Origin of the sequence: Micromonospora arida (assembly GCF_003857035.1) — a bacterium.
Taxonomy (GTDB): Bacteria; Actinomycetota; Actinomycetes; order Mycobacteriales; family Micromonosporaceae; genus Micromonospora; species Micromonospora arida.
Window position 1 is genome coordinate 1 of record NZ_QGSY01000195.1, and the last position, 26,068, is coordinate 26,068.

28 protein-coding genes and 1 pseudogene are annotated in these 26,068 nt (G+C 71.5%); 13 read left to right on the forward strand and 16 right to left on the reverse strand.

All coding sequences use genetic code 11. From position 1 onward, the window contains the following. Nucleotides 1–490: ATP-binding protein (locus DLJ58_RS18380; RefSeq protein WP_148097996.1), on the forward strand; the 490-nt coding region annotated here is incomplete at its 5' end. 45 nt (nt 491–535) lie between these two features. Here the strand turns inward: DLJ58_RS18380 and DLJ58_RS18385 are convergent. Continuing rightward, nucleotides 536–1,294, reverse strand: a complete 759-nt coding sequence (locus DLJ58_RS18385) for a hypothetical protein (RefSeq protein ID WP_124858037.1) — start codon at nt 1,292–1,294, stop codon at nt 536–538. Next, nucleotides 1,291–1,791: a SigE family RNA polymerase sigma factor gene (locus tag DLJ58_RS18390; protein ID WP_124858039.1), complete on the reverse strand. Its 501-nt coding sequence runs from the start codon at nt 1,789–1,791 to the stop codon at nt 1,291–1,293. Before DLJ58_RS18390 ends, DLJ58_RS18385 begins: the two co-directional genes overlap by 4 nt. A 138-nt stretch (nt 1,792–1,929) precedes the next feature. On the opposite strand from DLJ58_RS18390, the gene DLJ58_RS18395 reads away from it, so the two are divergent. Beyond that, the gene (locus DLJ58_RS18395) at nt 1,930–2,760 is read left to right on the forward strand and encodes a DUF3152 domain-containing protein (protein WP_124858041.1); all 831 of its coding nucleotides are present in this window, start codon (nt 1,930–1,932) and stop codon (nt 2,758–2,760) included. Nucleotides 2,761–2,773: 13 nt separating this feature from the next. On the opposite strand, the gene DLJ58_RS18400 is transcribed toward DLJ58_RS18395, so the two are convergent. The 3 genes and pseudogenes from DLJ58_RS18400 to DLJ58_RS35165 form a co-directional block, all read right to left on the reverse strand. Beyond that, nucleotides 2,774–3,430 carry a hypothetical protein gene (locus DLJ58_RS18400; RefSeq protein ID WP_124858043.1) on the reverse strand — a complete coding sequence of 219 codons (657 nt, stop codon included), beginning with the start codon at nt 3,428–3,430 and terminating at the stop codon, nt 2,774–2,776. 127 nt (nt 3,431–3,557) lie between these two features. Next, nucleotides 3,558–4,262: a S1 family peptidase gene (locus DLJ58_RS35160; protein ID WP_425271323.1), complete on the reverse strand. Its 705-nt coding sequence runs from the start codon at nt 4,260–4,262 to the stop codon at nt 3,558–3,560. Between the two features lie 3 nt (nt 4,263–4,265). Beyond that, nucleotides 4,266–4,844, reverse strand: a pseudogene (locus tag DLJ58_RS35165) (snapalysin family zinc-dependent metalloprotease); the annotation flags it as partial. A 136-nt stretch (nt 4,845–4,980) separates the two neighbouring features. On the opposite strand from DLJ58_RS35165, the gene DLJ58_RS18410 reads away from it, so the two are divergent. Continuing rightward, nucleotides 4,981–5,544: an AMIN-like domain-containing (lipo)protein gene (locus DLJ58_RS18410; RefSeq protein ID WP_124858047.1), complete on the forward strand. Its 564-nt coding sequence runs from the start codon at nt 4,981–4,983 to the stop codon at nt 5,542–5,544. Between the two features lie 60 nt (nt 5,545–5,604). On the opposite strand, the gene DLJ58_RS18415 is transcribed toward DLJ58_RS18410, so the two are convergent. Continuing rightward, complete coding sequence (locus DLJ58_RS18415) at nt 5,605–6,582, reverse strand: GlxA family transcriptional regulator (protein ID WP_208741191.1); 978 nt, start codon at nt 6,580–6,582, stop codon at nt 5,605–5,607. Between the two features lie 146 nt (nt 6,583–6,728). Here DLJ58_RS18415 and DLJ58_RS18420 point away from each other — a divergent pair, with 146 nt between their 5' ends. The 3 genes from DLJ58_RS18420 (at nt 6,729) to DLJ58_RS18430 (ending at nt 9,708) form a co-directional block, all read left to right on the forward strand. After that, entirely contained in the window at nt 6,729–7,367 is a 639-nt protein-coding gene (locus DLJ58_RS18420) for an HD domain-containing protein (RefSeq protein WP_124858049.1), read from the forward strand. Between the two features lie 70 nt (nt 7,368–7,437). After that, nucleotides 7,438–8,328, forward strand: a complete 891-nt coding sequence (locus DLJ58_RS18425) for an NADP-dependent oxidoreductase (RefSeq protein ID WP_244219008.1) — start codon at nt 7,438–7,440, stop codon at nt 8,326–8,328. Nucleotides 8,329–8,439: 111 nt separating this feature from the next. Then, nucleotides 8,440–9,708, forward strand: a complete 1,269-nt coding sequence (locus tag DLJ58_RS18430) for a nucleotide disphospho-sugar-binding domain-containing protein (RefSeq protein ID WP_158629608.1) — start codon at nt 8,440–8,442, stop codon at nt 9,706–9,708. A 15-nt stretch (nt 9,709–9,723) separates the two neighbouring features. Here DLJ58_RS18430 and DLJ58_RS18435 read toward each other — a convergent pair whose 3' ends face one another. From DLJ58_RS18435 to DLJ58_RS18460, 6 genes are all read right to left on the reverse strand, one after another. Further along, nucleotides 9,724–10,302, reverse strand: coding sequence for a dihydrofolate reductase family protein (locus DLJ58_RS18435; protein WP_124858055.1), 579 nt, complete (start codon nt 10,300–10,302; stop codon nt 9,724–9,726). Continuing rightward, nucleotides 10,299–11,498, reverse strand: coding sequence for an RNA polymerase sigma factor (locus tag DLJ58_RS18440; RefSeq protein WP_124858057.1), 1,200 nt, complete (start codon nt 11,496–11,498; stop codon nt 10,299–10,301). The genes DLJ58_RS18435 and DLJ58_RS18440 overlap by 4 nt, the downstream gene beginning before the upstream one ends. A 20-nt stretch (nt 11,499–11,518) precedes the next feature. Next, nucleotides 11,519–11,872 (reverse strand): YciI family protein, encoded by a 354-nt coding sequence (locus DLJ58_RS18445; protein WP_124858059.1) that lies wholly within the window; start codon nt 11,870–11,872, stop codon nt 11,519–11,521. A gap of 36 nt (nt 11,873–11,908) precedes the next feature. Then, nucleotides 11,909–12,322 carry a DUF6069 family protein gene (locus DLJ58_RS18450; RefSeq protein WP_124858061.1) on the reverse strand — a complete coding sequence of 138 codons (414 nt, stop codon included), beginning with the start codon at nt 12,320–12,322 and terminating at the stop codon, nt 11,909–11,911. 257 nt (nt 12,323–12,579) lie between these two features. Further along, complete coding sequence (locus DLJ58_RS18455; RefSeq protein WP_124858063.1) at nt 12,580–12,888, reverse strand: hypothetical protein; 309 nt, start codon at nt 12,886–12,888, stop codon at nt 12,580–12,582. Between the two features lie 293 nt (nt 12,889–13,181). Then, complete coding sequence (locus DLJ58_RS18460) at nt 13,182–13,496, reverse strand: L-rhamnose mutarotase (protein WP_225855080.1); 315 nt, start codon at nt 13,494–13,496, stop codon at nt 13,182–13,184. Nucleotides 13,497–13,660: 164 nt separating this feature from the next. Between DLJ58_RS18460 and DLJ58_RS18465 the strand changes: the two genes are divergently transcribed. The 6 genes from DLJ58_RS18465 (at nt 13,661) to DLJ58_RS18490 (ending at nt 19,913) form a co-directional block, all read left to right on the forward strand. Then, the gene (locus tag DLJ58_RS18465; protein WP_124858065.1) at nt 13,661–14,341 is read left to right on the forward strand and encodes a response regulator transcription factor; all 681 of its coding nucleotides are present in this window, start codon (nt 13,661–13,663) and stop codon (nt 14,339–14,341) included. Between the two features lie 15 nt (nt 14,342–14,356). After that, entirely contained in the window at nt 14,357–15,826 is a 1,470-nt protein-coding gene (locus DLJ58_RS18470) for a sensor histidine kinase (protein WP_124858067.1), read from the forward strand. Next, nucleotides 15,823–16,722, forward strand: coding sequence for a Gmad2 immunoglobulin-like domain-containing protein (locus tag DLJ58_RS18475; protein WP_124858069.1), 900 nt, complete (start codon nt 15,823–15,825; stop codon nt 16,720–16,722). The genes DLJ58_RS18470 and DLJ58_RS18475 overlap by 4 nt, the downstream gene beginning before the upstream one ends. A 134-nt stretch (nt 16,723–16,856) precedes the next feature. Further along, complete coding sequence (locus tag DLJ58_RS18480; RefSeq protein ID WP_124858071.1) at nt 16,857–17,486, forward strand: TetR/AcrR family transcriptional regulator; 630 nt, start codon at nt 16,857–16,859, stop codon at nt 17,484–17,486. 33 nt (nt 17,487–17,519) lie between these two features. Then, on the forward strand, nt 17,520–19,010 hold the full coding sequence (locus tag DLJ58_RS18485) for an MFS transporter (protein WP_124858073.1): 1,491 nt from the start codon (nt 17,520–17,522) through the stop codon (nt 19,008–19,010). A 111-nt stretch (nt 19,011–19,121) separates the two neighbouring features. After that, nucleotides 19,122–19,913, forward strand: coding sequence for a maleylpyruvate isomerase family mycothiol-dependent enzyme (locus DLJ58_RS18490; protein ID WP_124858075.1), 792 nt, complete (start codon nt 19,122–19,124; stop codon nt 19,911–19,913). 42 nt (nt 19,914–19,955) lie between these two features. On the opposite strand, the gene DLJ58_RS18495 is transcribed toward DLJ58_RS18490, so the two are convergent. The 3 genes from DLJ58_RS18495 to DLJ58_RS18500 all read right to left on the reverse strand — a co-directional run bounded on the left by DLJ58_RS18495 (nt 19,956) and on the right by DLJ58_RS18500 (nt 23,490). Further along, nucleotides 19,956–21,155 carry an RtcB family protein gene (locus DLJ58_RS18495; protein ID WP_124858077.1) on the reverse strand — a complete coding sequence of 400 codons (1,200 nt, stop codon included), beginning with the start codon at nt 21,153–21,155 and terminating at the stop codon, nt 19,956–19,958. A gap of 128 nt (nt 21,156–21,283) precedes the next feature. Then, nucleotides 21,284–21,409, reverse strand: coding sequence for a hypothetical protein (locus tag DLJ58_RS34910; protein WP_279635887.1), 126 nt, complete (start codon nt 21,407–21,409; stop codon nt 21,284–21,286). 83 nt (nt 21,410–21,492) lie between these two features. Next, nucleotides 21,493–23,490 (reverse strand): elongation factor G, encoded by a 1,998-nt coding sequence (locus DLJ58_RS18500; protein ID WP_124858079.1) that lies wholly within the window; start codon nt 23,488–23,490, stop codon nt 21,493–21,495. A gap of 182 nt (nt 23,491–23,672) precedes the next feature. On the opposite strand from DLJ58_RS18500, the gene DLJ58_RS18505 reads away from it, so the two are divergent. Beyond that, nucleotides 23,673–24,680, forward strand: a complete 1,008-nt coding sequence (locus tag DLJ58_RS18505) for a helix-turn-helix transcriptional regulator (RefSeq protein ID WP_124858081.1) — start codon at nt 23,673–23,675, stop codon at nt 24,678–24,680. On the opposite strand, the gene DLJ58_RS18510 is transcribed toward DLJ58_RS18505, so the two are convergent. Continuing rightward, entirely contained in the window at nt 24,675–25,982 is a 1,308-nt protein-coding gene (locus DLJ58_RS18510) for an RICIN domain-containing protein (RefSeq protein ID WP_244219009.1), read from the reverse strand. The genes DLJ58_RS18505 and DLJ58_RS18510 overlap by 6 nt on opposite strands. Between the last annotated feature and the right edge of the window lie 86 nt (nt 25,983–26,068).

A 26,068-nucleotide genomic window follows, 5' to 3' on the forward strand; every position in this document is an offset into this window, starting at 1 on the left:
GGCTTCCCCGGCCCGACCCGCCCCGATCGGCCCCGTTCCGCCGACCCCGGTGGTCGAGCCCGTCCGTGACGAGTCCGTGGTCCTGGAGGGGCCGGCCGACCCGGACGGGCTGGGCGACCTCCTCGACGTCGGATGGACGTACCCGTCCGCACCCACCTCCGCCGCCGCGATGCGTCGGGACGTCCGGGGCGCACTGAGCGAGCTGGACGTCGACCCGGACGTGCTGGAAGATCTCCTGCTCGCCGCCTCCGAGGCCATGAACAACGCCGTCGAGCACGCGCAGCGGCCCAGCCGCCCGGAGGTGCGGGTGCGCGTCCAGGTGGGTGGCGGGCTGGTCCGGATCTCGGTACGGGACTTCGGCACCTGGCGGGACCGCCGGCCGGCGATGGACCGGGGGCGCGGCGCGTTGCTGATGAACGCCTACGGCGATGTGCGGCTGGTCTCCACCGCCGAGGGGACGACGGTGACCATCGAGCGTCGACTGGCCTGAGCGCCGATCGAGTCGGCCCGGCCGGCCTGACCGGCCGTCAGCGCGTCAGAGGCGGCGGCCGCTGGCGTCGCGGGCGATGATGCCGTCCAGCCGCTCCCCCGGAGTGAGCCGCGCCGGGTCGAACCAGAAGATCAGCACCTGCTTGTCGCCACTCCATGGCGCCACTCGGGCGTCGACCTGCCGACCGCCGACCGTGCCGATGATCCGCTTGGCGGGGCCGACGAAGTAACCGAAGGTGGGCACCGGCGCGGCGAGGCGCTCGTCGTAGCCGATCTGGTGGAACCCGGCGCTGCGGTCGCTGCCCTCCACGTCGTTGACCAGGATGTCGGTGCTCAACGAGCCGTCCGGAGCCTGGCGACCGGCGGCCAGTCCGATGGACACCTTGTGTTCACCGGGTACGGACACCGGGACGAAGTAGTAGACCCGACGCTCGGCGCCGTGCCGCACCCCGCTGTCCACGATCTGGCCCAGCGGCTTCGGTGGCGGCTCGTCGCGGCCCACCGTCGGCGGTGGCGTGGCGCCCAGCGACTTCTCCGCCCACGGCGAGACACCGATCGACGGTGGAGCAACGGCGACCGGCGGTGGGTGCTGGGTCGGCGCCGGATCGCCGGGCCCGGACGCGCCGACCGCCACCACCACGACCACGGCGGCCAGGCCGGTCGCGAGCGTCGCCGCCCCGGCTCCGGCGACGCGCCGACGGGTACGCAGCCGACGTCCCTCGCGCATCACGGTGGCCAGGTCGAGCACGGCGTCGGGGCGTTCGGTCGCGCGCATGGCATGGCGGAGCCGGTCCAGTTCGCTCATCGACGCGCCTCCTCGTCGGCCGTGCGGGGCGTGGCGCTGCGCAACTTCTCCAGCGCTCGTGAGCTGGTGCTCTTGACCGTGCCGACGGATACGGAGAGTTCCCGGGCCACCTGCGCCTCCGGCAGGTCGAAGTAGTAGCGCAGGACCACGATGGCGCGCTCCCGGGGGCTGAGCGCACCGAGGATGGTGATCAACCAGCGCCGGGTGGTCACCTCGTCGGCCACGTCGCCGCGCCGCTGCTCCGGCACCTCGTCGGTCGGGTACTCCCGCATCGGCCGCCGCCACCCGTCGACCAGATGGTTGACCAGCGTGCGGCGGGCGTACCCGTAGGCGTCGTCGTCGTGGATCCGCGACCACGACGCGTAGGTGCGCACCAGTGCGGTCTGCGCGGCGTCCTCGGCCTGGTGGTGGTCACCGGTCATCAGGAACGCGGCGTGTACCAGTCGCGCGGACGCCGCCCGCGCGAACTCGACGAAATCCGCGTCACCCCGCGCCACCGCGAACCCTCCCCGTGCCACAGAGCTAGAGACGGGCGAGACCGGCAAAAGGTTGAGCCCTGGGTCACATCAACTTTTCGACGCGGTCACCCGTCTTCTCCTCCGCGCCGCCGCCGAGCGACGCGCGAGGGGAGAGACATGTCGACGAAGGCTACCCGCCGCTGGGGTCCCGCATCGATGGCGTCGCTGCTGGTGGTGGCGCTGCTCACCGGGTGCGGCCTGCCCGCCGCCGGGCAACCCGCCATCGACCCGGTCGCCGCCGGGCCGCTGCCCAACGGACCGGCGACACCTGTCGGTCGGCCGACCGGGGCCGCCGAGGTCCGACCCGATCCCGCGCCCGTCATCCCGGTCAGCTACCCCGCCACCGGCGGCAACCACTGGTCGGTGGCGCCCGGCGAGACGACCCCCGGGCGCGCGACGGCCGGCCGGTTGCTGCGCTACCGGGTCGCCGTGGAGCGCGACATCCGGGGCCTGCCGACGAAGGACATCGCCACGGCGATCACCACGACATTGAACGACCCACGCGGGTGGACGGCGGGCGGGGCGTGGCGGTTGCGCCGGGTCGGTGCCGGCGAACCGACCGACTTCACCATCTACCTGGCGACCCCCGGCACCCGCGACACCCTCTGCCAGGACGTGCCGGACGCCTACACCTCCTGCCGCAACGGTGGCCGGGTGGTGCTCAACGTGGCGCGCTGGGTCAAGGGGGTGCCGGGTTACGGCGCGACGCTGGAGACATACCGGCAGTACATGGTCAACCACGAGGTGGGGCACAAACTCGGGTACGGCCACGAGCGGTGCCCCGGGCGGGGCCGGCCGGCGCCGGTGATGCAGCAGCAGACGCTGGGCCTGCACGGCTGCACCGCGAACGCCTGGCCGTACCCGAAGGGCAAGGCCCGCTACAGCGGGCCGGTCGGGGCGTACGACGACGCGATCCCCCGGCGTGAGGGCGCCTACTCGGCGTCGTGAGGACGGCGTGCCCTCAGGTTCGCCGGCGGCGTTCCTGCTCGAGTCGCTCGTCCTGCCGGCCCATCTCGTAGATGGCGTTGAGGCTGGTCGGCAATCGGCTGACGTTGTCCGGCACCGGGCCGGAATCCGGCTCCGGGCCCGAATCCGGTACGGGTCCGGGGTCCGGCCCGGGCACGGCGGCGGCGGGAACCGGGGCCCGGCGGCGCAGGAGCAGCAGTGCCAGCACCGCGAGGACCGCCACGACCAGCAGGTACGACACGGGTGGCCAGGCATTGCGGGTGGGGTTGGCGAGCGCCGGCGGGGCGACCGGTGCGGGGGTGTCGCCGGCGCGCGGCGGCACGACGGTCTCGGGGGTGCCGGTGTCCTCCCCAGCGGTGCGGCGATCGGATGCTGCGGGTACGGGGACACCGCCAGCCGACCGGGCGGGCTTGGGAATCGCGGTGGGTTCCGCCGGACTGGGCCGACCGGTGACCGGTGGCCGACTCGGCGTGGCCGCCCCGGTGGGGGCGTCGCTCGGCGTCGGAGCGGCACTCGGCGTGCCGCCACCGAGCAGGTCGTCGACGATCCGGCCGACGCCGCCGAGTATGTCACCGAGCGGGTTGGAGGTGGCCGACGGGGACGGCGCGGGTGCGAGGGCGAGGGTCAGCGCGAGAACGACGACGGTAGGCATGACGCCACCTCCGATGTGCCGATATGCCACGCACCGTACTTCATCGTGGGATCTCGTGGGTGACACCGGGCACACCGGGGCGGGGACGCGTCTGGCGCTCGCCCCCGGCCCGCGATGTCGCTGATGGTCAGACCGGCAGGCCACCCACCTGAGTGGAGATCCACGATCGGATCGACGGCAGGTCGACGTAGATGGACGGGCCGGTGGCGCAGGTGGAGTTGTTGTTGCCGGCCCGACTCGTGGCGCCGATCAGGTTCCACACTCCGTTGACCCGGCGCACCTGCGGGCCACCCGAGTCGCCGTAGCAGGCGCCGGAGTTGCCGTTGGTGTTGTTGGTGCAGATCTCGTACGGGCCGTTGATGCCGGAGCACCGGCTGTCGGCCACGATGGACGTGTCGAGTTCGTTGGCCACCGCCGGGGCCGAACCACAGCCCCGCGGGGCGCAGGTCTGACCCCAGCCGATGATCCGGGTGGCAGTACCGACCGCACCCGAGGTGCTCGGGATCGGGGCCGGCGCGTACGTGACCGAACTGGCCAGTTGCAACAGCTTGACGTCGACGCTCGGGTGGTTCACCGCCCGGGTCACCCGCACCACGGTCCCGCCGCTGGAGCGGTTGATGCTGCCCACCCGCACCGAGGACGGCGTCGAACAGTGCTTGGCGGTGACCGCCCAGTTGCCCTTGATCAGCGTGCCGGTGCAGCCGGAGACGTACACCATGAAGGGGTAGTTCTCCGTGGCCGGCCGGCCGCCGACCACCAGCGGGCTGATGTCCGAGGCGCCGTTCCAGGTGTACGTCGTGCTGGCCGGCGCGGCCAGGGTGCCGGCGAACAGCGAGTTCACCCGGCTCGCCTCGGCCGCGCTGGGGTTCGCGTTGCGGCAGGAGACCGGTGCGCTGCTACCGGACATCAGGTCGGAGCAGAGGCCGGTGCGCCGGTCCGGCAGGCCCAGGATGTGGCCGACTTCGTGGGTGGCGATGCGGGTGCGGTCGTAGCCCTGGTTGACGGCCGTGCGGCCCATCCAGATCCGGCCCGAGCCGAGACCGCTCGGCTGCGCGCGGGGCCAGCCCTCGTCGACGTAGATGGTGATGCTGGCCGGGGTGCCGGCCAGGAGTCGGACGTTGCTGACCCGGCTGTTCCAGATCTGCGCCGCCTGGTCGAAGTTGGTGCGGAACTCGCCGGTCCGGCTCGCGTCGTAGTAGACGGTCCGGACGGCGGCGGCCGGCGTACCGGTGGCGAGCTGCATCCCGGCCGCCGCCAGGATCGCCACCAGCATGGCCAGCGCCGCGCGTCTCAGTTGTCCTCGGAACATCGGGCACTCCCCTGCGGTCGTCCGGCGGCCGTCGACCACCGGGTCATCGATGAACGTAGATATTAATGTGACGGCGGTCGATGTTCGGCATAGCGGAAGCGTCATATCGGCGACGTGGACGCTGTTACCCAGCGGTTACGCCGCGGCGAAGCGCCCGTGCCGGGGCAGGACGACGGTGGTGGCAGAGGGTCACCGGCAGCGCCGCCGCGACGTGACCCCGGTACCGAACGGAGAAACCACCATGAGGATCAGGAGCGCACTCACCGCATTGGCGGTCGTCCTCGCCGGGCTGGTCGCCAGCGCCGGCAGCAGCACCGCCGCGGGCACCACGACCACGGCGGCGTACTGCGGCATCACCTGGGGCAGCGCGGACAAGACGGCCGGCGCGCTGAGCGACGCCCCGCTGATCGACGTACGGACCGGCCGGCACGACTGCTACGACCGGGTGGTGTTCGAGTTCAACGGCCCGGTCGACGGTTACGCGATCGGCTACGGCGAGACGTGGACCGAGGGTGAAGGCCTGGCGCTGTCGCCGTACACCGCCGGCGGAGCGCTGTTGCGGGTCTCGCTGCGGGCCCCGACGTACGACGACGACCACCTCGGCACCGTGCAGTACGCGGTCGGCGAGCACGTGGCGAACCTGCTGCGCTACCCGACGCTGCGCGACGTGGTGTTCGGCGGCAGCTTCGAGGGCTACAGCACCTTCGCCGTCGGCGTACGGGCGCGGTTGCCCTTCCGGGTGCTCGTGCTCGCCGGTCCCGGCACCCACAGCCGGGTGGTGCTCGACGTCGCCCACCAGTGGTGATCGGAGCCGGCCGATCCGCTTGGCCGTCCGCCCAGTTGAGGCGGACGGCCAGGCGAAGCGCTAACCCGGCTGGGCGCGGCGAGCCGTAGCGAACCGGCGTTGGTAGGCGGCCGGGCTGATCGACAGCTTCCGGGCGAAGACCCGTCGCATGCTCTCGTAGCTGGGGAAACCGGCGAGGGTCGCGGCCTGCGTCGCGGTGTGGCCCTGGTCGAGCAACGCCCTCGCCAGGTCGAAGCGGATGTTCTCCACGTAGCGGGCCGGCGTGGTGGACAACTCGTCGTGGAAGAGTCGGGTGAGCTGCCGGGTGCTCACGTTGAGGTGTCTGGCGAGTTCGGTGAGCGAGTGCTCCCCACGGGGGTTCGCCGTCACCACGTCGGTGATCGTCCGTAGCGCCGCCGAGCGGGGCGGCGGTCCCTGCAGAGGCGCGGAGAACTGGGACTGGCCACCCGCGCGCTGCATGTACACCACCAGGGCGCGTGCGACGTCGCGCGCCAGGTCGGGCCCGTGGTCCTCCTCGACCAACGCGAGCGCCAGGTCGATACCGGCCGTCACCCCCGCCGAGGTGTACGTGGTGCCGTCGCGAACGTAGATCGCGTCCGGCTCGACGCGGCACGCTGGGTACCGCGCGGCGAGCTCGTGCGCGACCTGCCAGTGCGTGGTCGCACGCTTCCCGTCGAGGACACCAGCGGCGGCGAGCACGAACGCCCCGGTGCAGATCGAGGCGACCCTTCCCGCCGCCGCCACCGGTAGGCGTACGGCGTCGGCCAGGTCCGCGGGCACCTGGGCGCGCGGATAGTGGTCGGACCCGGCCACCAGGAGCGTGTCGAAGGCGGGCTCGGCAGAAACGGCACCATCGACCGCCAACCGAACCCCGAGACTTGACGTGACATCTTCCCCGGTCGGCGACAGCAGCACGATCCGGTAGTCGGCGCCGAAGCGGTTCGCCTCCTTGAACACCTCCGCCGGACCGGCGACATCCAACAACGTCACCCCGTCGTAGACGAAGATCGCGACGCGATGCGGTCCGGTGTTCAGCACCGCTCATTGGTAGCACGCCGTTACCGACCATGAACCGTGTCCGGATATGAGGGATTCCTGGCCGGACGAGGGCGGCGGCGTAGAACGATCGGTGGGCAGCATGGACGACGTCAGCACGTCCGCACACTGCCGGAAGGTCGGAGGACATGTCAGAGGTCATCGGGGGATTGGAGATTCCTGAGACGGCGGCGGTAGCCGCAGCGACCAGGCACATCCAGGAAACGACCAGACCGGTCATTTACCACCACTCCCGGCGGGTCTTCCTCTTCGGTCTGATTCACGCTCGCAGGCTTGGCGTGAAACCGGACCCGGAGCTGCTCTATCTGGCGGCCATGTTCCACGACACCGGCCTCCTGACCCCGTTCTCCGACGTCGAGCAGCGCTTCGAGATCGACGGCGCCGACCACGCGCGCGCGTTCCTTCTGGGCCGGGGTTTCTCCACCGCCGCCGCCGAGACCGTGTGGACGGCGATCGCGCTGCACACCTCGCCGGGCATTCCGGACCGGATGGGTCCGGAGATCGCCACCACGTACCTCGGCGTCCTGACCGACGTGCTCGGCCTCGGTCTGGACGGGCTGGAACACGATCAACTGGGCGACATCCTCGCCGCCCACCCGCGAGGGGACTTCAAGAACGAGTTCCTGCGTGCCCAGGTCGACGGGCTGAGGAACCGCCCGGAGACCACGAACGGCACCGTGAACTCCGACATCCTCGAACACTTCATCCCCGGCTTCCAGCGCGTGACGACGGTCGAACGCATCGTCGGTTCGCCCTGGCCGAGTTGATTGGACGCCCATGCGAGCGATCACCGTAAGCGACCGTCACGCGGGTGTCGGCGGGCTCACCCTCACCGACATGCCGTACCCCCATGCCGCGGAGAACGACGTCATCGTGCGCGTCCACGCCGCCGGTTTCACCCCCGGCGAACTCGACTGGCCGGCGACGTGGACCGATCGCGCCGGCCGCGACCGGACACCCACCATCCCCGGGCACGAGCTGTCGGGAGTCGTTGTCGAACTCGGTTACGGAACCACCGGGCTCACCGTGGGCCAACGGGTGTTCGGGCTGACCGACTGGGCGCGCAACGGATCCCTGGCCGAGTACACGGCGGTGGAGGCTCGCAACCTCGCTCCGCTGGCGGCAGACATCGACCACGCCGTGGCCGCGGCGCTGCCCATCTCCGGACTGACCGCATGGCAGGCACTGTTCGACCACGCCCACCTCGCGCCGGGCCAGACCGTCCTGATTCACGGTGCCGCGGGCGGCGTCGGCTCGATCGCCGTTCAACTCGCGCGGGAGGTGGGCGCCCACGTGATCGGCACCGGCCGAGCCGACGACCGTGATCTCGCGCTCGCTCTCGGCGCGCAGACCTTCGTCGACCTGGACGCTGACGACCTGCACCAGGTCGGCGAGGTGGACGTGGTGCTCGACGTGATCGGCGGTGACATCCTCCAGCGATCGACCGACCTGGTACGCCCGGGCGGCACCGTCGTCACCATCGCCGCGCCACCCACCGTTCAACCGAAGGACGGGCGAGCCGTCTTCTTCGTCGTCGAGCCTGATCGCGCCCGGCTGATCGACCTCGCCCAGCGTCTGCGGAGCGGACGGCTCAAACCCATCGTCGGCGGCGTCCGGCCGCTGCACGAAACGGCCTCGGCGTTCGCCCGTCACCACCGCGCGCCGGGCAAGACGATCATTCAGGTCGCGGACGTACAAGCACCGCAGCACCCGAGCATGGACAGCTGACTTGCGCGGGTGCCGACAGGCTGGGCTGTTTTTCCGTTTGGGCAACCACGTCGACATGAGGAGACGCGCATGGCCAAGGTGATAGTTGGAGCGACCCCCTTTCAGGGGCACGTGAGCCCAGTCCTCACGGTCGCGGCGGACCTGGTCGGGCGTGGTCACGAGGTGGTCGTGTACACCGGTTCCCGGTTCGCGGAGCGCGCTCTGGCGATCGGGGCGCGGTTCCAGGCGCTACCTCCGGAAGCCGACCTCGACGACCGGAGGTTGGACACACTCTTTCCGGCACGGGCCACACTGCCGCCAGGGCCAGCCCAGCTGTCGTTCGACTTCGAGAACTTCTTCCTGGGCCACCTGCCCGCCCAGCTACGGGGTCTGCGGGCACTGCTGGCCGAGTTCCCCGCGGACGTGGTGCTGGGTGAGCTCGGATTCTGGTCGATACCGGCGCTCAGCCTCGCCATGGCGCCGGAGGAACGCCCCACGCTCGTGACGCTGGGCTCGGTTCCCCTGCTGATCCAGAGCGAGGACACTCCGGCGTTCGGCCTCGGAATACTGCCGACGTCGGGCGAGGAGGCACGCGCCCGCAACCGAGCGATGAACGCTGAGGCGCGCCAGATCTTTGCCGCTCTGCAGACAATCGGCGAGGCAACGCTCGCGTCATTGGGCGTGACGCTGCCGGACTACCTTTTCGACGCGCCCTTCCGCCGTACGGACCACTACCTGCAGCTGACCGTGCCTGGCTTCGAGTACCCCCGCAGCGACCTTCCGGCGCACCTGCGCTTCGTCGGTACGCTTCCTCCTTCCCGCAGTGACGAATACGAGGAGCCGGCATGGTGGGCTGAGCTGTCGTCCGGTCGGCCGGTGGTTGTCGTCACCCAGGGAACTGTCGCCAACAGCGATCTGAACGACCTGGTCATCCCCACAGTGCGCGCCCTTGCCGATCTCGACGTCCTCGTCGTGGCCGCCACCGCACGGGAGGACGGCCCGGCCCTGGTACGCCAGGCCCTGCGTGACGTGCCGGACAACGTGCGGGTGGCCAGCTTCGTACCGTTCGACCGGCTGCTCCCGCACGCCGACGCGCTGGTCACCAACGGCGGTTACGGCGGGGTGCAGACCGCCCTGTATCACGGAGTGCCGTTGGTGGTCGCCGGTGCCAGCGAGGACAAGCCGGAGGTGGCCGCCCGCGTCGAGTGGACCGGCACCGGAGTCAATCTGCGTACCAGCACGCCGGGGATCACCGAGTTGCGCGCCGCGGTGCGGACGGTGCTGAACGACCCCGGCTACCGCTCCCAGGCGGAGGTCTTGGCCAAGGAGATTGGGCAGTACGACCCGTTCGACGCGATCGCCGACATCATCGACGGGGCGGCGTTTCTCAAGCAGGGGTAGCGGTGCACGGATGACTCAGACGTGCAGGGTGGGCCGATAGACGAGCTCCTGGGTGCGACCGTCGAGGGTCCGGCTCTCGATCAGCTCCAGGTCGAAGTCGGCCGCTCCCTGGAAGATCGGCTCGGTGCCGGTCTGTCCGGTGATCACCGGGAAGAGCGTCACCTGGACGAGGTCGACCAGCCCGGCGGCCATCAGCGCCCGGTTCAACGACAGACTGCCGTGCGATCGCAGGGGCACGTCGGACTCCTCCTTGAGCCGGGCGACGACGTCGACCGCGTCACCGCGCACGACGGTCGCGTCCGGCCAGTCGAGGGGGCCTTCCAGCGTGTTCGACACCACGGTCGCCGGGAGGTTCCTCATCTGGGTCACCCAGGCGTCGCGGACCTCGGACTCCTCGGTGCTCGCGGCCAGCATCTGCGCGAACACCCGGTACGTGTGGGCCCCGAAGACCATGCGCTGCTCCGCGCTGTAGACGGACAGGCGGTGCGCGAGCAGTTCGGGGCCCTGCTTCCCCCAGTAGCCGCCCCAGTTGCCACTGGTGGTTCCGAAGCCGTCGAGGCTGGAAAAGACGTCGACGGTGTAGGTAGCGGTCATGATGTTCTCCGTTCACGGGTGAGTTCGGTGCGACGGGTCTGCAGGTAGGCCCGCTCGGTCTCGTTGGTGGCCAGTGCCGCGGCCTGGTCGTAGGCGGCTCGGGCCTCGTCGTTGCGTCCGAGCCGGGCGAGCAGTTCGGCCCGGGTGGCGGGCAGCCGGTGATAGCCCGGGAGGTCGATGCCCTCCAACGCGGCGAGGGCCACCGCCGGTCCGTGCACCTCGGCGACGGCGACCGCACGGTTGAGCGCCACGACCGGGGTTGGCGCGAGAGCGAAAAGCTGGTCGTACAGTGCCAGGACCTGCGGCCAGTCGGTGGCGGCGCCGTCGGTGTGCACCGCGCTGATCGCGGCCTGGATCTGGTACGGGCCGGGCCGGTTACGGCGCAGGCAACGGCGAACGAGGTCATGGCCCTCGGCGATCAGCGGCCGGCTCCACAGTGATCGGTCCTGGTCGGCCAGCAGCACCAGGTCGCCGGTCGGGCCGAGCCGGGCCGGGCGGCGCGCCTCGGTCAGCAGCAGCAGGGCGAGCAGGCCCAGGACCTCGGGCTCGTCGGGCATCAACGCGGCGAGTTCGCGGGCCAGCCGGATCGCCTCGGCGCACAGGTCCGTTCTGATCAACGGGCCGGCGGTGGACGCGTAGCCCTCGTTGAACATCAGGTAGAGCACCGCGAGGACGGGCGGCAGCCGGTCCGGCAGCTCATGTTCGGCCGGCACCCGGTACGGGATCGCGGCGTCGCGGATCTTCTTCTTGGCGCGCACGATCCGCTGGGCGATGGTCGCCTCCTGGACCAGGTAGGCACGGGCGATCTCCGGTACTTCGAGGCCGCCCAGCAGGCGCAGGGTGAGAGCCGTCCGCGCCTGCGGAGCCAGCGCCGGGTGACAGCAGGTGAAGATGAGTCGCAGCTGGTCGTCGCGCACCGGTCCCACCTCCGAGGGCTCATCCTGGTGATACAGCAGCAGGGCCTGGGCGTGCCGGGCCTCGCGGGTCGACTCCCGGCGAAGACGGTCGACGGCACGGTTGCGTGCCGTGGTCACGATCCAGGCCCCCGGGTTCGGCGGCAGGGTCTGCCACTTCTGCAGTGCCGTGGTGAAGGCGTCCTGGACGGCCTCCTCGGCGAGGTTGATGTCGCCGAGGAGGCGGGCCAGGGTGGCGACGCAGCGGCCGTACTCCGCGCGGTAGATGCTCGCCAGGTCCATGTCGGGAGACCGGCTGCTGGTCAGGCCTGGGACAGGTCGTCGAAGGGGCGCACCTCGATCGGGCCGCAGGCCGCCGCGCACCTCTCGGCCCAGGCCAGCGCCGCGTCCAGGTCCGCGCACTTGATGACCCAGAACCCGGCGATGTGCTCCTTCGTCTCGGCGAACGGCCCGTCGCTCATGGCGGTGGTGCCGTTCTCGACCCGGACGACGGTGGCGCTGTCCGGCGAGGTGAGTCCCCCGCTGAAGACCCAGGCGCCCGCGGCCTGCATGTCGTCGTTGATCCGGCCGGTCTCCCTGAACATGGTCTGCGTCTCCTCGTCGGACGGCGTCGGTGCGCCCTCGACGAAATGCACGGACAGCAGGTACTGCTTCATGACGATCCTCCGGTAGCTCGGTGGGAAGGGAACAGGTCAGGCGGCCAGGCGGCGCGCCACGGCGGGGATCATGATCGCTGCCGCGACGAGGTGGGTGAGCATCAGCAGCGTCTTGGTGGCCGCCCCGGCGTCGGCGATCACGTCCGGCACCAGGGACAGGACCGTCAGGACCACGGTCGTGCGGACGAACGTGAGCCGGGGGCGCCGGGCGAAACGCGCCAGCGACGCGGCGATGATCACGCCGATCAGCGAGAAGACGGCGGTCAGCACCCCGAACCCCGTCACGGGGATCGGGGCGCCGCCCAGCTCGAGGCTGATCCCGGCCAGGTTTCCGGCGGCGGCGACGGCCATGGTGGCGATGCTCGCCGCGACCGTGGCGGCGACACCGGTCCGGATCAGCGCACCGACATTCGACGTGGTGACGTGGGTCGTGTTCGCAGTGTCGGTCATCGTGCCCTCCAGTGGGTGTGCGGCCCGTTGCGATACCGGGCTCTCACCAGGGCTACGAACGGAACCGATCCCAATCGACAGCACGCCCACAATTCTTGTCGACGATTTTCGAGACGACGCAGTCTCGGGACATAGCGGACGAGCCAGACCACCGATTCTCGCAGCTCGGCTGCCCAGCGGCCGACGGCACGCTGGCTTCGAGGACTACAGCGCGTTCGGCGTACGGCGCGGTTGCCCGCGTGCTGGGGCGAGCACGATCAGAAGGGGTGGATGAACAGCACCCAGACAAGGGGAATGGCAGCCACCGGCGCCGCGACCAGGGCGCCGATGCGCACCCAGGGCGGCAGGCTGGCCCGGAGGGCCAGGACGATGGCCGCTGCGCCGTAGCCGCCCGCCAGCAACGCGGTCGGGAGCAACTGCAACGTGTCGGGTCCGCAGTCCGACGGATCCTGCACGAATGGCGGTTGGCAAGGCTCGGACGGAGCCATGGTCAGGAGAAGCGCCAGGCCCGACAGGCACATGATCGGCAGTAGCGGGACCGCCAACAGCACGAGTGCGACACCCACCCTGACGCTGGTGCGGCGCTGCGGTGTCGTCCCGCGCCGCTGCCTGTCGTCGCCGCTCCTGCTCCCACGGTCGGTCACCGTCGCCCCCCGCGATGCCTGGTGATCCGCTGCCACCCCCGGATCACTCGGATTCACTCTCGACGCTACGGATCACAGCGCGGTCGACCCACCATGGACGGTGAGTAACGAGCGCCGAACTCCCCGCCCCGCCGATCACGGAGTTGTGGTGGGCGACGAAGCGACCGCCAGCCGCCCGAAACAGGCACCACAACTCCATGATCGACACTGTTGACCTAAGCCTCGTCGGCCAGGTGCCAGACCTCGCGCATCGGGGCCCACCAGTCGCCCGAGCCGGGCTCGGCGATCGACTCCTGGCACGGGTCGGTCAGCTTCCACCACTCCTGCGTCTGCGGGTCCGCCGCGATCAGCCGCAGGTCGGCCTCGTAGTCGTCGCCCACGTACTCGTAATAGCCGAAGAGCAGGTCGTCGTGGAGAAAGATGGTGTAGTTGCGGAAGTTCGCCTCGCGCAGCGTCTTCTCCACGCTCGGCCAGACGGCGGCGTGCAACCGCAGGTAGGTCTCCCGCTGCTCGGGGCGGAGTCGGATCACGCAGCCATGACGTTTCACGTCGTGCCCTTTCGTGTGAGCTGGTTCAGGGGTGCCGAAGGCACTGACCGTAGCGGTCGGGCAGTGCCGGGAGGGGGCCAGCCGGCCGCCGATGTCGACCGTTCTGCCAGGACTACGCATGGTGGCGCCGGGTCTACCCTCGGGTGATGGAGGGCCGCGTGTTGGTGGTCGAGGACGACTTCTCGATCCGGGAGGTCACCGCCCTCGGTCTGCGCCGCGCCGGTTTCCGGGTCGAGACCGCGGTCGACGGGCGGCAGGCCCTGGCCGCGTTCCGCGCCCACCCGGTCGACCTCATCGTGCTCGACATCATGCTGCCGGGCCTGGACGGTCTGGAGGTCTGCCGGGAGATCCGGCGGACCAGCCAGGTGCCGATCCTGATGCTGACCGCGCGCACCGACACCATCGACGTGGTGGTCGGGCTGGAGTGCGGCGCGGACGACTATCTGCGCAAGCCCTTCGACCTGCCCGAGTTGGTGGCCCGGGTTCGCTCGGTGCTGCGCCGGGTGAGCGTGCCAACCCCCTCGACCGTCATCGAGGTCGGCGGCCTGGCGATCGACCCGGGCGGCTTCGTGGTCCGCCGGCACGGCCAGGAGGTGGCGCTCACCGCCACCGAGTTCCGCCTGTTGCTGGAGCTGGCCCGCCGGCCCGGTCAGGTCTTCACCCGGGAACTGCTGCTGGACCTGGTCTGGAACCACGACTTCCTCGGCGACTCCCGACTGGTCGACGTGGCGGTGCAGCGGCTACGCGCGAAGGTCGAGGACGACCCTGCGCAGCCACTGCTGATCCGGACCGTACGCGGCGCCGGCTACAAACTGTCGACGGGCTGACGGGGGGGGTCGGCGATGGCCGGACGCGCGGTGTTCCCCGGCCGCCTGCGGCGCCGGCTGACGATCGCGTTCGTGCTGGTCGCCGGCGTCTCGGCCGGGCTGCTCGCCGGCGGGACCGGGCTGCTGCTGCGGCAGTCCTGGTTGGACGCGTCGGTGCACGAGGCCGCCGCCGACGCCCGCTACCAACTCGTTCTCGCTGGGCAGTTCCTGCCGCTGACCGAGCAGCGCAGCACCGAACTGCTCACCAGCTTCGAGGCCAGCGGTCGGCACGTGCTGCTCGTCGACGGCCCGACCCGCGCCTCGCACCCCGCGTACGCCCCGGTGTTGGGCACCCGGTTGCGGGCCGTCGTCGCGGACGGGCGGCTCGGCTATCAGCGCTCCGCGCCGGAGGAGCGTCCTCGGCTGCTGGTGATCGGTGGGCGCATTCCCGGCTCGACCGCCGAGCTGTACGTCCTCACCGTGGAGGACGACGTCGCCACCGACCTGGGTCAGCTACGCACCGCGCTGGTGGCCGGCTGGGTGCTCGTGGTGTTGCTCGCCGCCGCTGTGGGTCACGCGTTGGCCCGCCGCACGTTGGAGCCGGTGGGCCGGGCCAGCAGGGCCGCCCGGGCGCTCACCGAGGGCCTGCTCGCCACCCGTCTGCCGGTACGCGGGCGCGACGAGTTCAGCGTCTGGGCGGCGACCTTCAACGAGATGGCCGAGGCCCTGGAGTCGAAGATCGCGGCGCTGTCGGCCGCGCAGGCCCGCGAGCGGCGGTTCACCGCCGACGTCGCGCACGAGCTGCGTACCCCGGTGACCGCGTTGGTGGCCGCGGCGTCGCTGCTGCGCGAGCACCTCGACCAGCTGCCCGACGACGCCCGGCCGGCGGCCCGGCTGCTGGTCGGCGACGTGGTCCGGCTGCGCCGGTTGGTCGAGGATCTGATGGAGATCTCCCGGCTGGACGCCGGGCGGGAGCAGTTGGCCGTCGGGCCGGTCGACGCGTTGGCGCTGCTGCACGGCATCGTCGCGGCGCGCGGCTGGTCGCCGCAGGTGCGGGTCACCGGTGATCCGGTCGCGGCGCGCACCGACCCGCGTCGGCTGGAGCGCGTGCTGGCCAACCTGGTCGCGAACGCCGTCGAGCACGGCGGTGGCGAGATCACGGCCAGCGTGGCGGGTGCGGGCCCCCTGGTCGTCTTCGAGGTCACCGACGAGGGGCCGGGCATCCCGGCCGAGCATCTGCCCCGCGTGTTCGACCGGTTCCACCAGGTCGATCCGTCCCGCTCCGCGCCGGGCAGCGGGCTCGGGCTGGCCATCGCCCGGGAGCACGCCGAGCTGCTCGGCGGCGCGCTGAGCGTGCGCAGCGAACCGGGCGAGGGCACCCGGTTCCGGCTGGAGTTGCCCGCCGACGGTCCCGCCGGCCCGCACGGCGACGTGCCGCACCCGGACGACCGCGCCCAGCCGGGTCCGGTTGGGCGTACCGCCGGCACGCCGGGCGGTGCGGGATGACCGGCCGCGGCGCGGTCGGGCTGGGCGTACCGGCGCTGGCCGCGGCGCTCCTGCTCGGCAGCTGCGGCACTCCCCGCTCCGGCGACCTCGGCCCGGCGCCCACCGCGCCGCCGCCGAGCGTCGCACCCACCGACCGCCCGGAACCCACCCCGACCCGGGTCGCGGCACCGACGCCACCACCCACGAACCGGCCGCCGGGTCCGTCGACGGCGGCGTCCACCGCCACGCGCCGGCCGGACCCGGTGACCATCGAGCTGTGGTACGTCCGAGCCGGGCTGCTCGTGCCGACCCGGCGCACCCGGCCGGCCACGGTCGCGACGTCCCGGCTGGCGCTGACCGAACTGGCCGCCGGGCCGAGCCCGGCCGAGGCCGCCACCGGGATGATCACCCTGCTTCCGGCCGGCGTCGAGGTCACCCGCATCGCCGACGGCGTGGCGACGCTGCGGGTGCCGTCCGTCGGCGACCCGGCCGCCCGGCGGCTGCGCGAGGCGCAGGTGGTGTGGACCCTCACCCAGTTCCCCAGCGTGCGTCAGGTCCGCCTCGACGGCGCGGCCCCGGTCGACCGGGCGGACTACGCGGACCTGCTGCCACCGATCGTGGTCACGGGCCCGATCCCCGGCGAGCGCGTCTCCGCCCCACTCGTCGTCACCGGCACCGCCACCGTGTTCGAGGCCACTGTGAGCGTCCGGGTGCTGGACGCCGCCGGCCGGGAGGTGGCCACCGGTTTCGGCACCGCCAGTTGCGGCAGCGGCTGCCGGGGTGGCTACCGGGTCCTGGTCGGCTGGCGCACGGTCCGCGAACAGAAGGGCACGGTCGAGGTGTACGAGGTGTCCGCCGAGAACGGCGCGCGGATCAACACGATGGCAGTGCCGGTGGTCCTCGCCCCCGGCGGCTGACCACTCGTTCACCCGCCGGACTCCCGGTGGAAACGCAATCGTTTCGCGCGTGGGTGCGAGGCAACTCACGAAAGCCTGCACGAACAGCCAACCGCGAACTAGGGTCAGTACGACATCGTTTCGCGGGGGTCGGGATGCTGGGTGGTCAGCAGGTGGGCGCGGGTGCCGGGGTGCCGGCAGCCCGGTCTCCGCGCTGCACCGACAGCGACCTGTTCACCGTCGTCATCGACACCCTGCGCGAGGTCGGCTTCGACCGGATGACCATCGATGCCGTCGCCGCCCGCGCCCACGTCAGCAAGGCCACCATCTACCGACGCTGGGACGGCAAGGCCGAGCTGGTCGTCGCCGCCCTGCGCGACCGGCAGGTGGGTGTGCACAACCCGCCCGACACCGGCTCCCTCCGCGGTGACCTGATCGAGTTGCTGCGGGCCACGGCCGCGATCTGCACGGCCGACTGCGACCTCATGCAGGCGTTGACCTTCGCCATGCGGACCAACCCCGAGCTGGAACGGCTGGTGCGTCACCAGGTGCTGCCGGCCGAGCGGGTGGCAAGCACCGCCGTCCTGGTCCGGGCCGCCGCCCGCGGGGAGATCCCGCCGGAGGCCGGCGAGCGGGAGCTGTTCCACGACCTGGCGCCCGCGCTCACCATGTCCCGCATCGTCGCGCACGGCCTACCCGCCGATGACGCGTTCCTCACCCAGGTCGTCGACCAGGTGCTGATCCCGGTACTCCGCTATCAGCACGACCGTCCATCGCCGGCCTGATTCACCGATATTCGCAACACGGAAGGCTTCACCATGCCCGGAACCACCTCGACCGCGCCCGGCGCGCCCAACGCCGGGGCGTCGACAGCACCGCACCCGCGGCGCTGGATCGCGCTGGCGGTCATCGCGGTCTCACAGCTGATGGTCGTCCTGGACGCCACGATCGTGAACATCGCGCTGCCGCAGGCCCAGGCCGACCTGGGGATCACCGACGCGAACCGGCAGTGGGTGATCACCGCCTACACGCTGGCCTTCGGTGGTCTGCTGCTGCTCGGCGGTCGCATCGCCGACTACTGGGGGCGCAAGCGCACCTTCCTGGTCGGCATGACCGGTTTCGCGCTCGCCTCCGCCCTGGGCGGTCTGGCGACCACCGGTGAGATGCTCTTCGCCGCCCGCGCGTTGCAGGGCGCCTTCGGCGCGCTGCTCGCCCCGGCCGCGCTGGCGCTGCTCACCGTCCTGTTCACCGAGGCCACCGAGCGGGCCAAGGCCTTCGCGGTGTACGGCGCGATCGCCGGCGGTGGGTCGGCGGTCGGCCTATTGCTCGGCGGGGTGCTCACCGAGTACGCCGACTGGCGCTGGTGCCTGCTGGTCAACATCCCGGTCGCCGCCATCGCCATCGCCTTCGCGCTGCCGCTGGTGCCGGAGAGCCGGGCCCACGGCAACACCCGCTACGACGTGCCCGGTGCGATCGTGGTGACCGCCGGCCTGGTCTCCCTGGTCTACGGCTTCACCAAGGCCGCCGAGGACGGCTGGGACGCCACCGCGACGCTCGGTTTCATCGCCGCGGGCGTGGTGCTGCTCGCCGTCTTCGTGGTGATCGAGCTGCGCTCCAGCCACCCGCTGCTGCCGCTGCGGATCCTGCTGGACCGCAACCGGGGCGGGGCGTTCCTCACCTCGACGCTGATCGGCGCCGGCCTGTTCGGGGCGTTCCTCTTCCTGACCTTCTACTTCCAGGTGGTGTTGCAGTACAAGCCCCTCGAAGCCGGTCTCGCGTCCCTGCCGGTCACCGCCGGTGTGCTGATCGCCGCGGGTGGCGCCAGCCAGCTGATGCCCCGGCTGGGTGCCAAGCCGCTGATGGTCGCCGGTTCGGCGCTCGCCGCCCTGGGCATGCTGGTGCTGACCCAGATCGACGTGGACACCTCGTTCCTCACCCACCTGCTGCCCGCTCAGGTCGTCCTGGGCCTGGGGCTGGGCTTCACCTTCGTCCCGCTGTCCAGCCTCGCCCTGGTCGGGGTGCCGGAGCACGACGCCGGTGCGGCCAGCGCGACGCTCAACGCCACCCAGCAGATCGGTGGCTCGCTCGGCACCGCGCTGCTGAACACCTTCTACACCAGCGCGGTCGCCGCCTATCTGGTCGGACGGGCGCCGAACCCGGTCAACCAGGTCGAGGCGCTGGTGCACGGCTACCGGGTGGCCTTCGCCTGGGGCGCGGCGCTGATCGTGCTCGCCGGACTGGCCACCCTGGTCCTGGTGAAGGTCCGCAAGGAGGACATCCCGACCGGCAACACCGTGCACATGGGCTGAGCCTGACCGACGTGGCCGCCGGCCGGAGCGCCCCGACCCCGGGGCGGGCCGGCCGGCGGCCATCGTCCGGTAGCGTCCCGACCATCGTCGAAAATCCGTTTGAGGAGATCCATGTCGACCCCTGCTGACCAGATCATCACCGCTCTGCGTGCGGGCCACGAGGAGCTCGCCGCGCTCGTACGGGACCTCAAGGAGGACGACCTGCTCCGGCCGTCGGGGGCCAGCGAGTGGCAGGTCTCCCAGGTGCTGAGCCACCTGGGCAGCGGCGCCGAGATCAACCTGGCGACGCTGGACGCCGCCCGTTCCGGAGCGCCCGGCCCGGACGGCGACTTCAACCGTGGCGTCTGGGCACGCTGGGACGCGATGTCCCCGGCCGAGCACGCCGCCGGGTTCCTCGCCACCAACGAACGGCTGGTCGAGGCGTACGAGGCGCTGGACGCGGAGACCCGGGCCTCGACGCGGATCGACCTCGGCTTTCTGCCGGAGCCGGTCGACGTGGCCACCGCGGCCCGGTTCCGGCTCAGCGAGTTCGCCCTGCACCAGTGGGACGCCGAGGTGGCGTTCAACCCGTTCGCGGCGGTGACGCCGGGCGCGGTGGCGCTGCTGCTCGACCAGATCGGCGGCATGCTGGCCTGGACCAGCCGACCGCAGGAGCTGGCCGGCCGGGAGGCCACGGTGCTGGTCCGGCTGCACGCGCCCGAGCGGACGTTCGGGCTGCGGCTGGGCGAGAAGGTCGAGATCGTCGACGCGCCGGAGCGCCCCGACGGGGAGCTGGTGGCCCCGGCGGAGTCGTGGCTGCGGCTGGCCACCGGACGGCTGGGCGCCCAGCACACCCCCGACGGGGTGCAGGTGACCGGCTCGGTGACCCTGGACGACCTGCGCCGAGTCTTCGTCGGCTTCTGACCAGCGGCCGTGCGGGCCGGTCTCCCCGGCCCGCACGGCACGTCAGCCCTTCACGCAGACCACCTGCTTGAGGTGCGCCACCACCTCGACCAGGTCTTCCTGCTGGGCCATCACCTCGGTGATGTCCTTGTACGCGCCGGGGATCTCGTCGACCACCCCGGCGTCCTTGCGGCACTCCACCCCGGAGGTCTGCGCGGCCAGGTCCTGCGTGCTGAACGTCCGCTTGGCCTGGGCCCGAGACATCCGACGCCCCGCCCCGTGCGACGCCGAGCAGTACGCGTCGGTGTTTCCCCGCCCCCGCACGATGTACGACCCGGTGCCCATCGACCCGGGGATGATGCCCAGGTCACCCCGGCCGGCCCGGATGGCGCCCTTGCGGGTCACCAGCACGTCAACGCCGTCGTAGCTCTCCTCGGAGACGTAGTTGTGGTGGCAGCTGATCGGCTCGTCGTAGCCGACCTGCGGGAAGTGCTCACGCACCACACCGCAGAGCAGTGCCAGCATGACCGCCCGGTTGCGCCGCGCGTACTCCTGCGCCCACCAGAGATCCCGCCGGTACGCGTCCATCTCCGGCGTCCCGGCGAGGAACACGGCCAGGTCCCGGTCCGGGAGGTCCGCGTTGTGCGGCAGCCCCCGGGCCACCCCGATGTGCCGCTCGGCCAGCTCCTTGCCGATGTTGCGGGACCCGGAGTGCAGCATCAGCCAGACCCGCCCCTCGTCGGCGCCGCCCTGCTCCAGGCAGACCTCGATGAAGTGGTTGCCCCCGCCGAGGGTGCCGATCTGCCGCTGCGCCCGCGTCTCCAGCTGCGCCACCCGCCGGTCCAGGCCGGCGAACCGGCCCCAGAAGTCGTCCCAGCCGGCCTGCTCCAGGCCCCGGATCCGACGGGTGTCGACCGAGTCCTTGCGCTGGGCGAAGCCGACCGGGATGGTGGCCTCGATCGCGGAGCGCAGCCCGGCCAGGTCGTCCGGCAGGTCGGCGGCGGTCAGCGAGGTACGTACCGCCGACATCCCGCAGCCGATGTCGACGCCGACCGCGGCCGGCGAGACGGCCTGCCGCATCGCGATCACCGAGCCGACCGTGGCGCCCTTGCCGAAGTGCACGTCGGGCATCACGGCGACACCCTGCACCCAGGGCAGTGCGCCGATGTTGCGCAGCTGCTTGGCGGCCTGCGGCTCGATGGCGTACGGGTCGGTCCAGACCCGGACCGGTGCCCGGGTACCGGCGAGGGGGGTGAATCCCATGGCGGACTCCTTAGGTCATGCCGTGACCGTTAATGATCAGATTTTGGTCGCCAGCGGCGGTGCGCGGATACAGAAGGGCCGCCCGATCCCGGTGGGATGGGCGGCCGGCGGACGCGTCAGCGTCGGCGTCAGTCGCGCCACCCCGGCTCGTTGCGCCGCGCTGGGCAGTAGGCACAGGTGCTGGCGGTGAGCTGCTGAGGGGTGCCGGTGGGGAGTAGGCACCAGCGGGCGTCGGTGCGGACACGTCGCGACATGGCGTACTCCCTCCGGGTTGCTCGGTTGACGGTGCACCGACGACAGTAGGAGGGCTGCGGCGCGTCCGCAATGGATATCGCCGCTACCGGCCGCCGACCCGGCGCGCGACCGCCAGCAGATACTCCGTGCGATCCAGCGGATTGTTGTCCCAGCGGGTCCGGACGGGGGCGGGGCCACGCACCGGCCGGTAGCAGTCGAACTCGGTCTCCAGCACGCCCTCCCCCCGGGTCAGCGCAGGCAGGCGACGCTCCAGCGCGTGCACCAGACCGGCCGGGATCTCACCCTGCACCAGGTAGGACGCGCCCCGCCCGGTGGTGTCGGTCGGGACCGCGTCCAGCCGGGTGAGCGCGGGCAGCAGCGTGCCGAGGACGTCACCCGGCACCTCCAGCCGGAAGCGGTGAACCGGCTCGTGGACCCGGGTGCCGGCACGGGCGAGTGCGGCCATCAGCACCAACGGTGTGAGACTGCGGAAGTCCCCCGCCGTGCTGGACATGCTCTTGTCGAAGGTGCCGTGGGAATGGCTCTGCCGCGCCCAGTAACCGGCGTGAGTCATCGTCACCTCGCAGTCGGGGACCTCCCACCCGTGAAGGCCCTGGCGCAGGGTTCGGCGCACGGTCTCCTCCACGGCGGTGAAGAAGGCCGGTGGCATCGAACCCAACTCGACGCCGAGCCGAAAAGTCACGCCGGCACCGGTCGGCGCCGGCGCGATCCGCAGCCCGACGGTGGCCAGGAACGGGTTGGGCGCCACCGCGATCACCTCCACCGCCGCACCGACGCCGCACACCCGCTCCACGTGCACCGTGCTGGTTTCCCGGAACGTCACCCCCACGCCGAAGTCGTCGGCAAGGGTGGCCTGGATGACCTCCTTCTGCACCTCGCCGTAGAGCGACACGGTGATCTCGTGCTGCCGGTCGTCCTGCCGCAGGTTGATGAGCGGGTCCTGCTCAGCGAGCTGGGTCAGCGCGGCGTGCAGCGCCACCCGGTCGGCGGGGCGCGTCGGCACCACCACGGTCTCCAGGGTGGGTGGCGCGAAGTGGCGGTCGGTGCCGGCACGTTCGGGTGGTACGCCCACCGGGTCGCCGATCCGAGCGTGCCGGAGGCCCCACAACCGGGCGATGTGGCCGGCTTCGACCGCCGACGCCACCACGTCGGCCCCGTGGGCGACGACTCGTACGGCAGTGACCAGTTCAGCGTCGACAGCGCCGACGCGGACCCGGTCGCGAATCCGGATCGTGCCGGCGAAGAGCCGGACCAGGGCGATCTTCTCTCCGGCTGGACCCCGTTCGATGGCGAACACGGTGCCCGAGACCGGGGCGTCGGCGTCACCCTGGACGGTGGGCAACAGCTCGGTGATACCGGCGATCAGCGCGTGCACCCCGGCACCTGTGATCGCCGAGCCGGCGTACACGGGCTGCACCAGCGCGCGGCCGGTCCGCGTCGCCAACGCAGCGCGTAGCCGTGAGTACGGCAGCGAGGACGTGTCCGCCACCCAGTCGGCGAGCAGCACGTCGTCCTGGCCGGTGAGCAGGTCGAGCAGCCGGTCGGTGAAGGCGAGGTCGGTGGGCCCGTACGTCGTGCAGTGGGCGCTGCGGGTCCCCGGCATCGCGACCGCGCCCATCGCCACGACGCTCGGCGTGAGCTTTTCCGCGACCGCCTGGAAAACCCGGTCGGGGTCTGCCCCGGCCCGGTCGACCTTGTTGATGAAGATCAACGTCGGGATGCGCAGCCGGCGCAGAGTTCGCATCAGCACCCGGGTCTGCGGCTGCACCCCCTCCACCGCGGAGATCACCAGCACCGCGCCGTCGAGCACACCAAGCACCCGCTCGACCTCGGCGATGAAGTCCGGGTGACCGGGCGTGTCGATCAGGTTGACGGTCACGTCGTCCAGCACGAAGGAGACGACAGCCGAACGGATGGTGATCCCGCGTTGCCGTTCCAGTGCCAGGGTGTCGGTCTGGGTGCTGCCCGCGTCGACCCGGCCGAGCTGGTCGGTCACACCGACGTCGTGCAACAGCCGCTCGGTCAGGCTGGTCTTACCGGCATCGACGTGAGCCAGGATGCCGAGGTTCAGGGTTTTCACGCAGCGTCAGGTCCTTCAGGTAGGCGACAGATCGCTTCTGGTCGGACATCGACGCAGCGCGCATTGGTGCTCCCTGGAGGTTGGTGGCGGTGTCGGGTAGTCCAGCAGGCCGTCGTCGGGTCGAGCAACCGAATAACCGGCGCTCCCACACCCCGTCGGCGGTCGCTGGCAGACTCGACGGGATGGTGGAGACCTCGGTGCGGCTGCTGCGGTTGCTGACCCTCCTCCAGGTCCGCCGGGAGTGGTCCGGCGCGGAGCTGGCCGAACGGTTCGCGGTCACCACCCGCACGGTGCGCACGGATGTGGAGCGGCTGCGGGTGCTGGGCTACCAGATCGAGTCACACCCGGGGGTCGCCGGCGGCTACCGGCTCGGTGCCGGGTCGGCGCTGCCACCGCTGCTGCTCGACGACGACGAGGCCGTGGCGGTGGCCGTCGGGCTGCGAGCGGCCGCTGGCGGCTCGGTGACCGGCATCGAGGAGACCTCGCTGCGGGCGCTGGCCAAGCTGGAGCAGTCGCTGCCGTCACGGCTGCGGCACCGGGTGGACGCCCTGCGCTCGGCGACGGTCTCCGCCGCCGGCGGTGGCCCGACCGTGGACGCCGACACGCTCACCGCCGTCTCCACGGCCGCGCACCGCCGGGAGCGGCTGCGGTTCGACTACGCCGGCCACGACGGCACGGTCAGCGTGCGCGACGTCGAGCCGTACCGTCTGGTCTACACCGGGCGGCGGTGGTACCTGCTGGGGTGGGACACCGACCGGGCCGACTGGCGGACGTTCCGCGCCGACCGGATCCAACCCCGGGTGCCGACCGGCCCACGCTTCGCGCCGCGGGAGCCGCCAGGTGGCGACGCGGTCGCGCACGTGCTGCGCGGCGTCGGCTCCGCGGCCTGGCCACACCCCGCCCGGGTACGCCTGCACGCCTCGGCCGAGACCATGGCGCAGCGGATCCCCACCACGGCGGGCCTGTTGGAGGCGATCGACGAGCGGGCCTGCCTGTTGCACACCGGCGGCGAGTCGCTGGGAAATCTCGCTGCCTTCCTCGGCACTCTGGCTGTCGACTTCGACGTGCTCGACCCACCGGAGCTGCGCGCCGTCATCCGGGACGTCGCCGCCCGGTTCGCTCGCGCCGCCGGGTCCGCGCCGGGGCGAGTCGCGGTTCACCCCGGCGCGGACGTGGCGGTGGAGCTATGACTGCGGCACCAGCCGGAAGGACTGCGCAGCGGTGCCGTTGCAGGTGTACTGGACGAGCTGGACGCTGTCGGCCGTGGACGCTCCCGGCACGTCGAGACACTTTCCGCTGGAGCGGTTGACCAGGCGGTAGTAGCCGCCACCCTCGGGCTCGGCCCGCCACTGCTGGTTGTTGCCGCCGCTGTAGGACCAGAGCTGAATCGGCGCCGAGTCGGCGGTCGACCGGTTCGTCACGTCGAGCACCTGGGCGCTGTTGTTGCGGTTGTTGACCCGCAGGTACCCACCGCTGGTCGGCACGAACTGGTACTGCTGCGCGGTGCTGCTGTTGCACGCGTACTGCTGGATGGCCGTGCCGTTCGCGCTGGCCGCGGCCCGGGCGTCCACGCACTTGCCGTTGCCACGGTTGACCACGGTGTGCCAGGCGGTCGGCGAGATGCCGTCGGACGGCGGGGGCGTGGTCGGTGGGACGGTGCCGACGCCGGCCAGCCAGTGCAGCCCGTCGATCAGCAGCTGGTTCTGTTGCGCGCTGTCGAAGGTGGAGGACAGCCCGGTGTTGGTGCTGTAGTTCATCGCGTTGTGACCGAAGTTGGCGTAGAGCATCTTGTACTGCCGGTTGCTCCAGACCAGCGGGTAGTAGCCGCCGTACCAGGACTGGTTGGGGTCCGTGCCGACCGGGAAGCTGGACGGGTCGACCGAGGCGAGGATGTCGATGTTGGGGTTCTGCCGCAGGTCGTTGCTCCAGGAGTACCACTCGCTGATCGACGACGGGAACGTCGCCGGGAGGTTCCGGGTGGCGGCGTGGGTGCGGTTGTCGGCGCGCATCGTGACCCGGGTGGGTCCCCAGGTGTTCGTCTGGAACGAGCCGGTGCCGAGGAAGGTGTTGTAGTACCAGCTCCAGCTCGACGGGTTGTCGGTCCACGCGCTGACGTGGAAGCCCAGCCACGCCCCGCCGTTCTGCATGTACTGCTGGAACGCGGCCCGCTGCGCGGTGGGCGGCGCGTCGTCCAGGAACATGACGACCTTGTACTGGGCCAGGTTGGCGGTGTTCAGCAGGCCCCAGTTGTTGGTGGCCTCCCAGGAGAAACCGTGCTGGGCGGCGGCCTGCGGGAACCAGGCCCGGGCGTCCTTGACGAAGTCGATGTGCGCGGCGTCCCAGGTGCCGTTGTAGAAGGCCAGGACCTTGAACGTCGGGGCGGCCTGCGCACTGCGCGAGGCGCTGACAGCGACACCGGCGGTCAGCGCGACGACCAGGGCGACGAACAACGACAGGATTCGTCTGGTACGGGATGAGAGTTCTGCGATCACCTGATCGTCCCTTCGGTGGGGACGCGCGCCGCCGCGTCGAGATACATCTGTTCACAAGGTTTACAGATAGACGAAAGGTTATTCCT

What these genes read in the sequence shown, in the direction of transcription:
- DLJ58_RS18385 (WP_124858037.1), bottom strand. Translation starts at nt 1,294, where the DNA reads ATGAGCGAACTGGACCGGCTCCGCCATGCCATGCGCGCGACCGAACGC.
- DLJ58_RS18395 (WP_124858041.1), top strand. Translation starts at nt 1,930, where the DNA reads ATGTCGACGAAGGCTACCCGCCGCTGGGGTCCCGCATCGATGGCGTCG.
- DLJ58_RS18400 (WP_124858043.1), bottom strand. Translation starts at nt 3,430, where the DNA reads ATGCCTACCGTCGTCGTTCTCGCGCTGACCCTCGCCCTCGCACCCGCG.
- DLJ58_RS18410 (WP_124858047.1), top strand. Translation starts at nt 4,981, where the DNA reads ATGAGGATCAGGAGCGCACTCACCGCATTGGCGGTCGTCCTCGCCGGG.
- DLJ58_RS18420 (WP_124858049.1), top strand. Translation starts at nt 6,729, where the DNA reads ATGTCAGAGGTCATCGGGGGATTGGAGATTCCTGAGACGGCGGCGGTA.
- DLJ58_RS18425 (WP_244219008.1), top strand. Translation starts at nt 7,438, where the DNA reads ATGCCGTACCCCCATGCCGCGGAGAACGACGTCATCGTGCGCGTCCAC.
- DLJ58_RS18435 (WP_124858055.1), bottom strand. Translation starts at nt 10,302, where the DNA reads ATGACCGCTACCTACACCGTCGACGTCTTTTCCAGCCTCGACGGCTTC.
- DLJ58_RS18440 (WP_124858057.1), bottom strand. Translation starts at nt 11,498, where the DNA reads ATGGACCTGGCGAGCATCTACCGCGCGGAGTACGGCCGCTGCGTCGCC.
- DLJ58_RS18445 (WP_124858059.1), bottom strand. Translation starts at nt 11,872, where the DNA reads ATGAAGCAGTACCTGCTGTCCGTGCATTTCGTCGAGGGCGCACCGACG.
- DLJ58_RS18450 (WP_124858061.1), bottom strand. Translation starts at nt 12,322, where the DNA reads ATGACCGACACTGCGAACACGACCCACGTCACCACGTCGAATGTCGGT.
- DLJ58_RS18465 (WP_124858065.1), top strand. Translation starts at nt 13,661, where the DNA reads ATGGAGGGCCGCGTGTTGGTGGTCGAGGACGACTTCTCGATCCGGGAG.
- DLJ58_RS18470 (WP_124858067.1), top strand. Translation starts at nt 14,357, where the DNA reads ATGGCCGGACGCGCGGTGTTCCCCGGCCGCCTGCGGCGCCGGCTGACG.
- DLJ58_RS18475 (WP_124858069.1), top strand. Translation starts at nt 15,823, where the DNA reads ATGACCGGCCGCGGCGCGGTCGGGCTGGGCGTACCGGCGCTGGCCGCG.
- DLJ58_RS18480 (WP_124858071.1), top strand. Translation starts at nt 16,857, where the DNA reads ATGCTGGGTGGTCAGCAGGTGGGCGCGGGTGCCGGGGTGCCGGCAGCC.
- DLJ58_RS18485 (WP_124858073.1), top strand. Translation starts at nt 17,520, where the DNA reads ATGCCCGGAACCACCTCGACCGCGCCCGGCGCGCCCAACGCCGGGGCG.
- DLJ58_RS18490 (WP_124858075.1), top strand. Translation starts at nt 19,122, where the DNA reads ATGTCGACCCCTGCTGACCAGATCATCACCGCTCTGCGTGCGGGCCAC.
- DLJ58_RS18495 (WP_124858077.1), bottom strand. Translation starts at nt 21,155, where the DNA reads ATGGGATTCACCCCCCTCGCCGGTACCCGGGCACCGGTCCGGGTCTGG.
- DLJ58_RS34910 (WP_279635887.1), bottom strand. Translation starts at nt 21,409, where the DNA reads ATGTCGCGACGTGTCCGCACCGACGCCCGCTGGTGCCTACTCCCCACC.
- DLJ58_RS18505 (WP_124858081.1), top strand. Translation starts at nt 23,673, where the DNA reads ATGGTGGAGACCTCGGTGCGGCTGCTGCGGTTGCTGACCCTCCTCCAG.